This is a genomic window from Alkalihalobacterium elongatum (assembly GCF_019024285.1).
GTDB lineage: Bacteria > Bacillota > Bacilli > Bacillales > Bacillaceae_F > Alkalihalobacterium > Alkalihalobacterium elongatum.
The window spans coordinates 123,577-137,041 of sequence record NZ_WMKZ01000008.1; the positions used below are offsets into that span (position 1 = coordinate 123,577).

The window sequence follows — 13,465 nt, forward strand, 5'->3', positions numbered from 1 at the left end:
TTATATTATCAACAAAGCAACAGGACATTGCTTCTCGCTATCAATTACGCTAACATTTAACTATGTAATGCTAGAAAGGAAGAGAGCAATGGTAAAAGTATTATTCGTGTGTTTAGGAAATATTTGTCGGTCACCGATGGCAGAAGCTGTGTTTCGTCAAAAAGTGAAAGAAGCTGACTTAAGTGATCAATTTGAAATTGATTCGGCGGGAACAGGAGATTGGCATATTGGTAAGCCGCCACACGAGGGAACAAGAGGCATTTTAGATCAATATGCAATTGATTATAGTGGAATGAAAGCACGAAAAGTAAAAAAGTCTGATTTGCAGGATTATCATTATATCATTGCAATGGATGCGGAAAACTTAGGGAATTTAAATGCAATGGCTCAGTACGAGCGAACAGGAGAAGTTGCTAGGCTCCTTGATTTTCTTCCAGAAAGTCAAGTAGTTGACGTTCCAGATCCGTATTATACTGGAAACTTTGAAGAAGTATACGACTTAGTAAACAAGAGTTGTGAGAAATTGCTTTCGTACATATGTCAAAGAGAAAACCTAAAGAAGAGCTGACCGACTGTGGACAGCTCTTCTTTAGATTCAAAATTAGGTATGTAGTTCAAAAGTGGCTTTCTACTGTTCCATTAGTTGTTGCACTGGAACTGTCATCTCATTTTCGGGTTGTTTTTTTTCGTAAACTCGAGCTGTATCATTGTCATGATCGACATGTTGGATCATAACAGGAGTACCATTAAAAAGCACTTGAACATCCTTCATAGACTCAACGATTTCTTGAGCACGTTGTGAATTCACTTTAACTTCACTCCTTTGGGTAACTCCGCACTACGCTAGAGACCATTTTTTCTAATGATGTTCTCATTATGAGGATAAATCAGCTTTTTTATGCATATCTATGTTTTAAATCGGGTGAATTATCGTCAATCTAGATAATCTAGAATTTCATGAAATTCACCTGATTTTTTGTTTGCTGAACAATCGCTCTTCTATAAGGTTTTTGAAAAAATATTGATGTGTAAAGGTTTTCAGGGCAGTAGAAAAGTAACCTTCTATGATTTCTATGAATACGATGGGATATGGGCATTGGACCCATTTAAATAAATTACTCCCGAAAGAGGGTTGATATAGATGTGTGGTATTACTGGTTGGATTGATTGGATGCGCAATATGGTAAAGGAGCAGGCTGAAGTTGAAAAGATGGCAAAGACGTTATCACGTCGAGGACCAGACGATATCAACATTTGGAGCTCTAACCATGCAGCATTAGGACATACTCGTCTTATTGTTGTCGATCCAGAAGGCGGCATTCAGCCGATGACCCGAACGAAAGGGAAGCGTTCATATACAATTGTGTATAATGGCGAGTTATACAATACAGAAGATCTTCGTAAAGAGTTGCTACAACGAGGACATACGTTTAAGGGACATTCAGATACAGAAGTTCTCTTAACTTCTTATATAGAGTGGGGTTTTCATTGCTTAGAAAAATTAAATGGTATTTTCGCGTTTGCGATCTGGAGTGAGCATGACCAAAGTTTAATCCTTGCCCGTGATCGTCTCGGTGTCAAACCATTATTTTACTCCGTTCAAAACGGTAAATTGCTATTTGGGTCTGAGATAAAAGCACTTCTCGCTCACCGGGACATCTCACCGACGGTTGATGAAACTGGACTATCTGAAGTGTTAGGTTTAGGACCATCACGAACACCAGGACATGGGGTGTTCACAGATATAGAAGAACTTCGACCAGCACATGCAATGCTGTATGACCGTAACGGGGCTAAAATTACACGCTATTGGAAATTGAAAAGTAAGCAGCATGTTGACAGTATTGATGAAACAGCAGAAAAAGTCCGCTGGTTATTAACTGATACGGTTGAACGTCAGTTAGTGGCAGATGTCCCAGTTTGTACGTTTTTATCAGGAGGCATCGACTCAAGTGCGCTGACGGCTTTAGCGGCCAATATATTTGAGCGCGACAACAAGGGAGATTTAAGAACGTATTCGATTGATTATGCAGATAACGATAAGTATTTTAAAGCTAATGACTTTCAGCCTAATGCTGATGGTCCGTGGATTGAAAAGGTTTCTAATGAGTTTCGTACTTTACACACGAACCATGTTATTTCAATGAAAGATCTGGCAGGTTATTTGAAGAAAGCCGTTGAAGTACGTGACTTGCCTGGTATGGCTGACATCGATTCTAGTTTATTATGGTTTTGCGAAAAAATAAAAGATGATGTGACGGTAGGCTTATCCGGAGAATGTGCTGACGAAATCTTCGGTGGATATCCTTGGTTCCATAAGCCTGAAGTGATGAACTTGAATGGATTTCCATGGATGCGTTCAACACAGGAAAGAGAAGCACTTCTCCGAGATAAGTGGAAAAATAAGCTGAAGTTACAATCTTATGTTCATGAGCGTTATAAAGAAACGATCGCAGAAACACCTAGATTTGAAGAAGATACGAAAGAGGAAGCACGTAGGAGAGAGATTTCCTATTTAAATATTATCTGGTTTATGACAACTCTTCTCGATCGAAAAGATCGTATGAGTATGGGAGCTAGTCTAGAGGTTCGTGTTCCCTTTGCCGATCATCGTCTCGTTGAATATGTATGGAACATTCCATGGGAGATGAAGCGTCTAAACGGTTTAGAGAAAGGTATTTTACGTAAAGCACTAGAAGGTATCCTACCTGATGAGGTTTTATATCGTAAAAAAAGCCCATATCCAAAAACGCATAACCCACATTATACGAATGCAGTAAAGACAGAGATGCTTAACATTCTTAATCAAAACGACTCACCATTATTTGATTTAATTGATCGTAATAGGATGAAAGAAATTACTGAAAGTGGAGGAGCTTCTTTTAAAACACCGTGGTTCGGTCAACTAATGACAGGTCCACAGCTTATCGCTCATTTTATTCAAATGGAACATTGGTTGAAACATTATAATGTACAGATAAAAAGCTAAAGAATGTTAGGCGTCTACCAGTACCAGTGGTAGGCGCCTTTTTATAGTCAATAAAGGATATTTTACTTTCGTACTGGAAAAAAGAATGGTTGCTTTAAAGGTAGATTGCTCCTATTCAAGCCTAAGCGAAAAATTTCGCACCTTTAAGGTATGGTGCAATATTAATACAACTTTTTTTTGAGGCAAAATCGATGGCCTCGTGATAGTTTAGCTCTTTTAATAATTGTCCCGTTTCGGATGAAGCGAGTTGATCTTTTATCATAGTTACATTAGTATTCTCATAATATTGTTTAGCAACGAACGCAGAATCAGATAAAGACCAGTTTGTTGAGTATTTCATAAGTTCGTCAACGAGGTATCCTGCACATAAAAAATCTTCTAGGGAAAACCTTCCATCATTACCAGCACAAGCGATTACTATAGATGAGGTCTTATCATAGGACATAATACTTTCTGCTACTGCAGCAGTATTAATTAATGAACATGTATACACGCGTTTAGCGTTGGCAGACTTTCTAATGGCAACAGTTCCATTCGTCGTAAGAAGAATAACTTCTTTATTGGATAATGATTGCTTAGTAATTTCTAATGGGTCTGGACGTAAAAATCCTTCAATCTCATACCCTCCACTTTCCCCTACTAATAAATACGTGTCTTCCTCTAGCTGGTTAGCAACCGTATGCGCCTCTGTTTGATCTTTTACTGGAATGACCGAATTTGGGCGATGATTTAATAGCTTACAAATAGTTGTTGTAGCAAGCAATACATCAATAACAACAACAACGCAATCTGTTAATCTGTCTTCAGCGATTTCTTCTTTGCGTGTAAGTACCGTAACTCTTCTTTTCATTAATATTGCTCACTCCTTATTGTTGTGGATCATACTGTCAACCATGCAACAATTGTGCCAAGTATAAAAAGTGAAAATTATAAGGAAATCATTGCAGTTTTTATAAAGTGATGAAATAATTCATCATATATATAGAAAATACAGAAAATATAGAAAATATAATAAGGAGGTTTAAATGAGTTTTAAGCTTGATCATTTTGTAGAGAATGTTCTTGAAATGAATAAATTACTTGATTCAATTATTGAATCAAGTTACGACGGTATATATGTGGCTGATGCAAATGGAATTGGACTGATTGTAAATGAAGCATATAAGCGAATTACTGGAGTAGATGAAAATGAACTTCTAGGTAAGAACTTGAAAGATGTCTTGAATAAAGGAATTATTTCAGAATCAGTTACTTTAAAAGTTTTAGAGCAGAAAAAACCAACAACGATTGTCCAAACGGTACTTGGAAAAGAAGTCCTTGTAACAGGGAGCCCGATTTTTAACGATAAAGGTAAGATCACTCACGTAGTTACAAATGTTCGAGATATTTCAGAGTTAAATAAATTAAAAATAGAACTAAAAGAAGCAAAGGCATACACAAAGCAAATTTTAAAAGAGATTGATGATATTAAGAAAAGGGAAGAGCTGAAACGGCTCTTTGATCAAATCATTGCTCAAAGTCCAAATACAATTAAAGCTCTTAACCTTGCAAAAAAAGTTTCTATTGTTGATTCTACAGTTATTTTACTTGGGGAGTCTGGGGTTGGAAAAGAAGTATTTGCTAATATTATTCATCAAGGAAGTAACAGGTCCAATAAACCTTATGTCAAAGTGAATTGTGGAGCGATACCACCTCATTTATTAGAATCGGAATTGTTTGGTTATGAAAAAGGTGCATTTACAGGAGCTGATGGAAGAGGAAAACCAGGTTTGTTTGAGCAAGCCGATGGAGGATCCATATTTTTAGATGAAATAGGTGAGATGCCGCTTGAATTACAAGTGAAGTTACTTAGGGTCCTCCAAGAGTTTGAAATTACTAGACTTGGAGGCCAAAAAACAAAAAAAATTGATATTCGCGTAGTATGTGCTACTAATAAAAACCTCGAAGAATTGGTGGAAAAAGGGGAATTTAGAGAGGATTTATACTATCGGCTAAATATCATACCAATACATATTCCACCATTAAGAGAAAGAGTAGAAGATATTGCGCCACTTGTTTATTATTTTTTAAGAAAAACAAACAGTAAGTATAATTTAAATAAACAAATCAATCCTGAAGTCATATATATTATGGAGCAATATCATTGGCCAGGTAATATTCGAGAAATGGAGAATTTAATTGAAAGAATTATAGTAACGACGGAGAAGAGTGAAATTCAAGCGAGTGAACTACCTCAAAAAATTACTCATAAAAAGAAGATCAGCAGTCATAAAAGAACATTAAAAGAAATTGTTCACGAAACAGAGAAAGATGTTATTTTAGAAAAGTTGGCTGAATATAAAACAACTCGTAAGACAGCAAAAGTGTTAGGCATTAGTCAATCAGCATTAGTAAAAAAAATGCAGAGATTAGGATTAAGTTAAACTGATGAAAAAAGTAATCGATGATTATTTTTTTCATCAAATACCGACGTTATATCAGAATGTAAAAATTAAAAAGAAGGCAATACAAATAAAGTAACCTATTTATTTTACTAAGTAGGTTACTTTATTTTTACTATTTCATATGTAGGGAGTATATTTCGTTTTAACTGGCGCTAAGACTACCATTTTAAGCCTTTGAGGAAGCGAGTACCTAAGTGTGACCTACTTCGTGTAGGCCAGAGGACAACCCGATTGGTTCAACTAATTTTCAGTGGGGGATGAAGAAACCCCACTTTATATAACCGTTCTACAAGACTAATTATTAGAAAATTGGCACATTTATTGCATGTTAAATATCATATGGAAAAATGAATAGCAGATACCGTAAATGTAAGGGTTTCACATATTTTTTAGGAAGGAAGGTGCAGTAGATGATTGTTAAAGCAGAGCTATTCAACCGAGATGTAAGAGTTTATGAAAAGAGACCTAAAACGATATCAGACATGTTTGAAGCAACTGTTAGAGAGTATCCACAAAAGGAAGCACTTGTAATGGGAGAGGTACGCCAAACGTATAAGCAATTAAATGACATAGCATTAACAGTAGCTAAGAATTTCTATTATAACTACGGGATTAAAAAAGGGGATCGAGTAGCTATATTAGTAGAAAACTGTCTTGAGTTTGCACATATAGTCTTAGCAACAGCAAAGCTAGGAGCGATTATTGTTCCACTCAACTCAAGGTTATCTGAAAAAGAGATTACTTTTATGCTTGATCATTCAGGTGCCAAAGTTTTAGTTACAGAAAGTGGTTACTATGAAAAGCTAGAAAAATCTCAAAAAAGGAATGAGCTAGCATCGCTTCAAACCATTTTTGTCATTGATGATTTTGAAAACAATGGTTCATCAGATGTAAAACCTTTCTCTGTTTTGCATGCTAATGTTGGTGATAAAGCCTTTCCTGTACTGGAAATAGAAGAAACTGATCCTTTATTCATTATGTACACTTCAGGTACAACAGGAACACCAAAAGGAGCTATTTTAAGTCATGTAGGTGCCATCCATAGTGTTCTCAATTATTGTTACGTCATGAATACGAATGAAAAGATAAGAACGCTAATAGCAATTCCACTATTTCATGTTACTGGCATGATCGGACAATTGCTACACATGTTCTTAGTAGGTGGAACGTCAATCGTTTTAAAGAGGTATCGCACTGAAGAATATCTTAAAGCGATGGAAGTAGAACAGGTCAATTTTCTTTTTAATGTGCCAACTATATACGTAATGTTAATGTCTTCTCCACATTTTAAAACCGCAGCATATACTGATGTTTCAACTATTGCATACGGGGGAGCACCAATGTCTTATGAAACGATCAGTCAGTTAAAAAAAGAATTTCTAAACGCAAGGTTGCATAACGCATACGGTGCTACTGAAACTTCATCACCGACAACACTTATGCCCATTTATTACCCAGCTTCTAAAGCAAGTTCTGTAGGTTTGCCAGTTCCTGTTGCACAAATAAAAATTGTAAATGATCAAGGGGAAGCATTACCTAATAATCAAGTAGGAGAGCTGCTGGTTAAAGGACCTATGGTTATTGAAGGGTATTGGAGTAACCCTCAAGCAAATGAGCAATCTTTTGTAAGCGGTTACTGGAAATCTGGTGATCTAGCAATGATTGACGATGATGGATACGTATATATCATGGATCGCAAAAAAGATATGATTAACCGTGGTGGTGAAAAAATCTATTCTGCAGAGGTTGAAAATGTTCTTTATGGACATCCAAGTGTTTTAGAAGCAGCAGTGGTAGGTATCCCAGATCAACTATTCGGTGAACAAGTTAAAGCTTTTATAGTTAGTAAGAAGGATCATTCAGTATCAGTAATGGAGATCAAAACCTATTTATCAGATAAACTTGCAGACTATAAAATTCCAAAAGAAATTGAGTTCATTAATGAATTACCAAGAAACCCAGGTGGAAAAGTTCTGAAAACGATATTAAGTAAACAAAGTTAAGGAGGGGTAGTTATTATGAAGAAAACAACTTATTCACTAGAATTCAAGAAAAAGCTAGCAAAGGAAGCGATTAGTGCAAAGAATATGTCAAAAGTAGCTCGGCGCTATGAAATTAGTGTTGGATTAATTTACCAATGGGTTGAAAAGTCAAAAAAAGGTATTTTATAAAATGATAATTGGGGTTGTATCAAAACCAAACAATAGTAGATAGGTTGGTGTACGAAATTCCTACGTCTAATCAAAAATAATAGACTAAAAAGCCTATGGGATTAGGTGAAGAAGAATAGAACCTTCTTGGTATAAAATTTGCAATAGGTTAGTAGAGTCTCAAGCGAGCTAGTTATTATAATTATTTTTCTATTTCTAAGGAGGTAATTTATTTGAACATTACAAGTAGTTTAGCACTAAATGCTCGTCGTCATCCAGAAAAGATCGCAGTAACGTTTCAAGGAAGAGAACATACTTATCAACAATTTAATGAAAAGGTAAATCGTCTTGCTCATGGGTTAGCCAGTATTGGTCTGAAAAAAGGTGAGAAGCTTGCTCTCATGATGAAAAACTCCGACTATTTTGCCATAAGTTACTTTGCAGCAGCTAAACTAGGAGCAGTAATTGTTCCTATTAACTTCCGATTAGTTGCTAGGGAAGTTAACTATATATTAAAGCAATCTGATAGTGTAGTTGTCATATGTGATCAAGAATTAGAAGGGATAATCAATGAGGCAAGTGAAGATATCCTAGCTATTCGAGATGTAATTGTTACACCGAAAGCGACTTTCCCAGAATATTTAAGTTATGAGAATGTACTGTCTGACAATACAGAAGAACCCGGTGTAGAAGTACTAGGAACGGATGACCTACATATCCTTTATACATCTGGGACAACTGGAAAACCAAAAGGTGCATTATTTGATCATCAACGAGTGTTTAAAGTGGCTATTGGAACGACAGGGTTATTAGGTCTTCAAGTCGAAGATCGACTATTGCATGTGGCACCTCTTTTCCATTGCGCTCAACTATGTTTATTTCTTATTCCAGGCTTTTTCCTTGGGGCAACGAATGTAATTGAACAAGACTTCCATCCAGTTGAAACATTAAAAACGATTGAAAAGGAGAGAGTAACATTATTTTTTGGAGTACCGACGATGTATAACTTCTTTACACAAGTCCCGAATGTAGATCAAATTGATCTCTCATCGATTAAGCGTTGTGGTTACGGAGCGGCTCCAATGTCACCAGAGTTAGTTAAGAAAAGTATAGAATTATTTAATACAGATCAATTTTATAATTTATGTGGTTTAACTGAGGGCGGGCCTACAGGTATTTATTTAACACCAGCCGACCATAAGACAAAGATTGGCAAGTCTGGTAAATGGCCAACGCTTTTTACAGAAGTGAAAGTTGTTAATGATCGCGATGAGCAGGTATCTGTTGGTGAAGTAGGAGAGTTAATTCTACGCGGGGAAACAATCATGAAGGAATATTATAACAAACAAGAGGAAACGGCAAAGACTTTACGTGACGGTTGGTTATATACAGGTGATTTAGCTACAGTGGATGAAGATGGGTATATATCACTCGTAGATCGAAGAAAAGATATGGTCATTACTGGTGGTGAAAATGTATATTCTGTAGAAGTTGAGTATGCTTTAGATGAACACCCACTCATTGTTGAAAGCGCTGTCATCGGAACTCCTGATCCAAAGTGGGGCGAACTTGTTACAGCTGTAGTAGTTGTAAAAGATGGTGAACAGTTAAAAGAAGATGAAATAGAAGCCTTTTGTCGTCAACGGTTAGCTGGTTATAAAGTTCCGAAAAAGTTTTTATTTATCGACCAACTCCCTCGTAATGCATCGGGTAAAATTCAGAAGTTCAAATTGAGAGAACAATATACTGGGGATCTCGTTAATTAAAGGAGAGAAGAACAGAGGATGATTCATACGAATCATCCTCGTTTTTCTTTACCTATTCTTGGGAGGGATGGGACGCACCTCACAGGTAAAGAAGGGTTCGCCATTCAAGTGTGAAGCGATTGATCATATAGCTTGTTCTATATTTAGGTTTTTAAGTTTGTTATACTTAAAAGTTAAGTACTCATTTATTCACTTAACAAGAGAGTAGGTGATGGGGTGAAATTAGGATTTATTGCTGACTTACACCTAGATATTAACGAAAAAAGACGTCGTCCAGACGTACTTGAAGCACTATTAGAACAAGCTGTTGAAAAACAGCTAGATGCACTTTGTATAGGTGGAGATATCGCAAATGATTATAAGCAAACACTTGCTACAATAGAAAAAATAGAAACTGATTTAAAGATCCCTTGTTACTTTGTAGCTGGAAATCATGATATATGGAATATTCACTATCCAAACATGAAGACGTGGGATATTTATGATGAGTTAAGAACTCATCCGAGGAATTTAGCTAATGGCCCCCAATTATTACATAATAACTGGGTGATAATTGGAGATATTGGTTGGTTTGATTTCAGCTTTGGGAACTCAAAGAAATATACAATTAATGAATTTAGTAAAATGAAGATGAAAGGAAGTACATGGCAAGATAAAGAATATACAGATTGGGCAGACAATTCAACAGATATAAACCAATATTTTATGAAAAGGTTTGAAGAGCAACTGAGGAAACATCGAAATGAAAAGGTCATTTTTTGCACCCATTTTGTGTCACATCGAAAGTTTACTGTTCCAACTCCACACCGTGTCTGGGATTACTTTAATGCTTATCTCGGTAGTCAAGATTATGAAAACCTAGTTAAGGGTGAAAATGTTCGTTACGCTTTATGTGGTCATGTACACTTTCGTAAAAAAGTACAAAGTAATCAAACCAAATTCATTTGTAGTAGTTTAGGATATGCAAATCAATGGAGGTTTCACACTACTCTAGATGAAGTTCAAAACGCATTAACAGTTCTTCACTTAGATTAAAAGACGTGACGTCTCATTTATTTTCATCCTTATTGAAAAAAGCCCTGTAGTGTGATTAAGACGTAGTCATTAAGAAGGCTGTTTCGTAAACATTTTTGCTATTGGATCGTTTTTTGAAGTAAATAAGCCCTAATGGACAAATTTATTTGACCATCTAGCTAATTTCCTTCAAAAAGCTTCACGCTTTAGCGTGAAGAACCAAGCTTACGCTTGGTTAACGGTCCAATAGCAAAAAATAACTTTTTTAAGAGAAGAGCCTTTAAGAAAAAAACAATATAGAATTATGAGGTAAACAAATGGCAGATACATTAAGAAAAGAAATAAAAGAGAAGTTAGAAAAACAAGAGTTTAATTGTGAAAAAGAACTAACTCTATCTGTAATAAGTGGAAAATGGAAAATTGTTATTATTTGGTATTTAGCACAAGAAAAATCGTATCGTTTTAGTGAATTACAAAAATTGCTTCCTAAGATCACCCATAAAATGTTATCTAGTCAATTAAAGGAATTGATTGAGGATGGAATTGTACATAGAGAAGTTTTCCCTGAAGTGCCACCAAGAGTAGAATATTCGTTAACCCCACTCGGAAAATCGTTACTACCAATTATTAATTTAATGTATGAATGGGGAAAAAAACGAATAGAGGATTTAAAAAAGGAGAACTAGACCTTATACAGCAAAAGGTACCCAAAAGGTAACCTCCTTACTAAAAAGTCCCTACTTGTTAAAGTGGGGCTTCTGAAAGATAATCAACTAAGGGAAAAGCTTAGTTGAAAAGGGGGATTTTCTATGAAATTTCGTGTTTCGGCAGTACAATATCAGTTGCAGACAATAAAGTCTTTTGAGGAGTTCGCGAAACAAAGTGAACATTATATAAAAACAGCCGCAGAATTTGGATCAGAATTTGTTCTGTTTCCAGAATTTTTTACAACCCAATTACTATCAATAGGAAGTGAGCAAGGAACTTCGTTAACTATAAATGAATTACCAGGGTTTACAGAGCAATATCAAACCCTTTTTTCATCATTTGCACAAAAGATGAACATGCACATTATAGGTGGAACACATGTTATTCGCGAAAACGATCGCCTTTATAATGTGGCACATCTCTTTTATCCAGACGGAAGAATTGAACAACAAGCAAAGTTGCATATTACACCAACAGAAGTTACTGAATGGAATATGTCTCCTGGTGATGGAGTGAAGGTTTTTGATACTCATAAGGGTAGAATAGCAATATTAACTTGTTATGACATTGAGTTTCCAGAGATCGTCCGTATGGTAAAAGCTCAAGGAGCAGATGTGATATTTTGTCCATCGTGTACAGATGATCGTCATGGTTTCCATCGAGTTCGCTATACGAGTCACGCACGCGCGATTGAAAACCAAGTGTATGTAGTAGTAACAGGTACGGTAGGTTCACTACCAACAGTTGATTTTATGAGAGCTAACTTCGGTCAAGCTGCTGTTATTACTCCTAATGATATTCCGTTTCCTCCGCAAGGAATTATGGTTGAAGGGGAATTAAATAATGACATGATTGTAACTGCAGATTTAGATCTTAGCCTTTTATATGAAGTACGTGAAAGAGGTTCAGTTACTACTTGGAGAGACCGTCGTACTGATCTCTACCCAGACTGGGAAAAAATGAATACGAAAGGATTTTAAAATAATGTTATATCGAAGTGAATTCTATGCGTATGATCAAGAGCAGACAGTTCCTGCTGTCATTCGAAATTACACAAAGAACGACTTTGATGATCTTATACAAATCCAAAAAGAATGTTTTCCCCCACCTTTTCCTTCTGAATTATGGTGGGATAAACAGCAACTTACGAATCACGTAGAACTATTTCAAGCAGGTGCTTTATGTATTGAAGTTGACGGAGAGTTAGCTGGTTCATTAACTGGACTATGTGTTGACTTTGATCCGAATTACGCAAATCATACATGGGAAGAAATTACCGATAATGGGTATATCCGAAACCATAACCCCAATGGTAATACCCTCTATATTGTTGATATAAGTGTAAAGCCTAAATATCGTAAGTTAGGTCTTGGTAAAGTTATGATGCAATCGATGTATCACGTAGTTATTCAGCAAGGGCTAGATCGTTTACTAGGTGGTGGTCGTATGCCTGGTTTTCATAAAGTTGCAGACCAAATGACTCCAGAACAATATGTGAGTGCTGTGACAAAGGGGCACATAAAAGACCCAGTGATTTCATTCTTACTAAGGTGCGGTAGGAAGCCCATTCATATTGTGGATAATTATTTGGATGATGAAGAATCATGTAATTACGGTGTCTTAATGGAGTGGAAAAATCCTTTTAAATAAAACCTGGTAACAGTTACAAATGTCATGATAAATAATGAAAGAAGTGATTTCGTTGGATTATAATAGAATAACAAATATTGAAGATCCTCTATTTAAAAAAATGCATAACTTAATGCAGGAAGTATTTCCACCAGAAGAAGTACTTGAGTTCGAACTTTGGGCAGAGCCTTTAGAAGACCCAGACATTCGAGTGTTTGTAGCAGTAAACGAAGGTGAGGTTGTTGGTGCTACAGAATATCGTTACTATGTAGACTGGAATATTGCGATGACGGACTTTACAATTATTGGTCGTGACGGACAGGGAATAGGACCGTTTCTTGCAAAAAATAGACTAAAGGATTTAACACAATTAGCAAACGAAAATGGAAAAGAGCTATTTGGGATGTTTGCTGAAATTTATAATCCTAATTTAGTAGATCATTCAGAGTCGTTAAAAATTAAGTCAATGAATCCACTTGTACGAAGAGAGGTGCTTTCGCATCTAGGATACAAGCGTCTTGATATAAGTTATGTTCATCCTTCGTGGAAAAATGATGGCGAAGCAGTCAGTGGACTTGATTTAGGATTTATGCCTTTTAATGAAAGTACTACAGAAATTGAAGCAGACTTAGTAGTAAATTTCTTAACAACATACTATTCAGTTCTCACAAACAAGCCTAGTTTATGGGTCGATATGGTTGAGGAGCTTAAAAATAAAGAAAAAATTAGTCTATTACCACTATAGATAAATTAGCACTGAAGATT

13 protein-coding genes are annotated in these 13,465 nt (G+C 35.9%); 11 read left to right on the forward strand and 2 right to left on the reverse strand.

Features of this window, described 5'->3' with window-relative positions; genetic code table 11:
• The first annotated feature begins 88 nt into the window (after nucleotides 1–88).
• Entirely contained in the window at nucleotides 89–568 is a 480-nt protein-coding gene (locus GKP30_RS11295; protein ID WP_216829548.1) for a low molecular weight protein-tyrosine-phosphatase, read from the forward strand.
• Nucleotides 569–628: 60 nt separating this feature from the next.
• Here the strand turns inward: GKP30_RS11295 and GKP30_RS11300 are convergent, their stop codons facing one another.
• Nucleotides 629–808, reverse strand: coding sequence for an H-type small acid-soluble spore protein (locus tag GKP30_RS11300; RefSeq protein WP_216829549.1), 180 nt, complete (start codon nucleotides 806–808; stop codon nucleotides 629–631).
• A gap of 333 nt (nucleotides 809–1,141) precedes the next feature.
• On the opposite strand from GKP30_RS11300, the gene asnB reads away from it, so the two are divergent.
• Complete coding sequence (asnB, locus tag GKP30_RS11305) at nucleotides 1,142–2,989, forward strand: asparagine synthase (glutamine-hydrolyzing) (protein WP_216829550.1); 1,848 nt, start codon at nucleotides 1,142–1,144, stop codon at nucleotides 2,987–2,989.
• A gap of 121 nt (nucleotides 2,990–3,110) precedes the next feature.
• On the opposite strand, the gene GKP30_RS11310 is transcribed toward asnB, so the two are convergent.
• Complete coding sequence (locus tag GKP30_RS11310; protein WP_216829551.1) at nucleotides 3,111–3,839, reverse strand: 2-phosphosulfolactate phosphatase; 729 nt, start codon at nucleotides 3,837–3,839, stop codon at nucleotides 3,111–3,113.
• A gap of 175 nt (nucleotides 3,840–4,014) precedes the next feature.
• Between GKP30_RS11310 and GKP30_RS11315 the strand changes: the two genes are divergently transcribed.
• From GKP30_RS11315 to GKP30_RS11355, 9 genes are all read left to right on the forward strand, one after another.
• Nucleotides 4,015–5,412, forward strand: a complete 1,398-nt coding sequence (locus GKP30_RS11315) for a sigma-54 interaction domain-containing protein (protein ID WP_216829552.1) — start codon at nucleotides 4,015–4,017, stop codon at nucleotides 5,410–5,412.
• A gap of 431 nt (nucleotides 5,413–5,843) precedes the next feature.
• Nucleotides 5,844–7,436 carry a class I adenylate-forming enzyme family protein gene (locus GKP30_RS11320; RefSeq protein WP_216829553.1) on the forward strand — a complete coding sequence of 531 codons (1,593 nt, stop codon included), beginning with the start codon at nucleotides 5,844–5,846 and terminating at the stop codon, nucleotides 7,434–7,436.
• A 15-nt stretch (nucleotides 7,437–7,451) separates the two neighbouring features.
• Nucleotides 7,452–7,604, forward strand: a complete 153-nt coding sequence (locus tag GKP30_RS11325) for a transposase (RefSeq protein ID WP_216829554.1) — start codon at nucleotides 7,452–7,454, stop codon at nucleotides 7,602–7,604.
• A gap of 212 nt (nucleotides 7,605–7,816) precedes the next feature.
• Entirely contained in the window at nucleotides 7,817–9,349 is a 1,533-nt protein-coding gene (locus GKP30_RS11330) for a class I adenylate-forming enzyme family protein (RefSeq protein ID WP_216829555.1), read from the forward strand.
• A gap of 216 nt (nucleotides 9,350–9,565) precedes the next feature.
• Nucleotides 9,566–10,384: a metallophosphoesterase gene (locus tag GKP30_RS11335; RefSeq protein ID WP_216829556.1), complete on the forward strand. Its 819-nt coding sequence runs from the start codon at nucleotides 9,566–9,568 to the stop codon at nucleotides 10,382–10,384.
• A 296-nt stretch (nucleotides 10,385–10,680) separates the two neighbouring features.
• Complete coding sequence (locus tag GKP30_RS11340) at nucleotides 10,681–11,049, forward strand: winged helix-turn-helix transcriptional regulator (protein WP_216829557.1); 369 nt, start codon at nucleotides 10,681–10,683, stop codon at nucleotides 11,047–11,049.
• Nucleotides 11,050–11,172: 123 nt separating this feature from the next.
• Nucleotides 11,173–12,051, forward strand: a complete 879-nt coding sequence (locus GKP30_RS11345) for a carbon-nitrogen hydrolase family protein (RefSeq protein WP_216829558.1) — start codon at nucleotides 11,173–11,175, stop codon at nucleotides 12,049–12,051.
• 4 nt (nucleotides 12,052–12,055) lie between these two features.
• Nucleotides 12,056–12,721: a GNAT family N-acetyltransferase gene (locus tag GKP30_RS11350; protein WP_216829559.1), complete on the forward strand. Its 666-nt coding sequence runs from the start codon at nucleotides 12,056–12,058 to the stop codon at nucleotides 12,719–12,721.
• Between the two features lie 52 nt (nucleotides 12,722–12,773).
• A complete protein-coding gene (locus tag GKP30_RS11355) occupies nucleotides 12,774–13,445 on the forward strand; it encodes a GNAT family N-acetyltransferase (RefSeq protein ID WP_216829560.1) in 672 nt (223 codons plus the stop codon).
• Nucleotides 13,446–13,465: the final 20 nt, after the last annotated feature.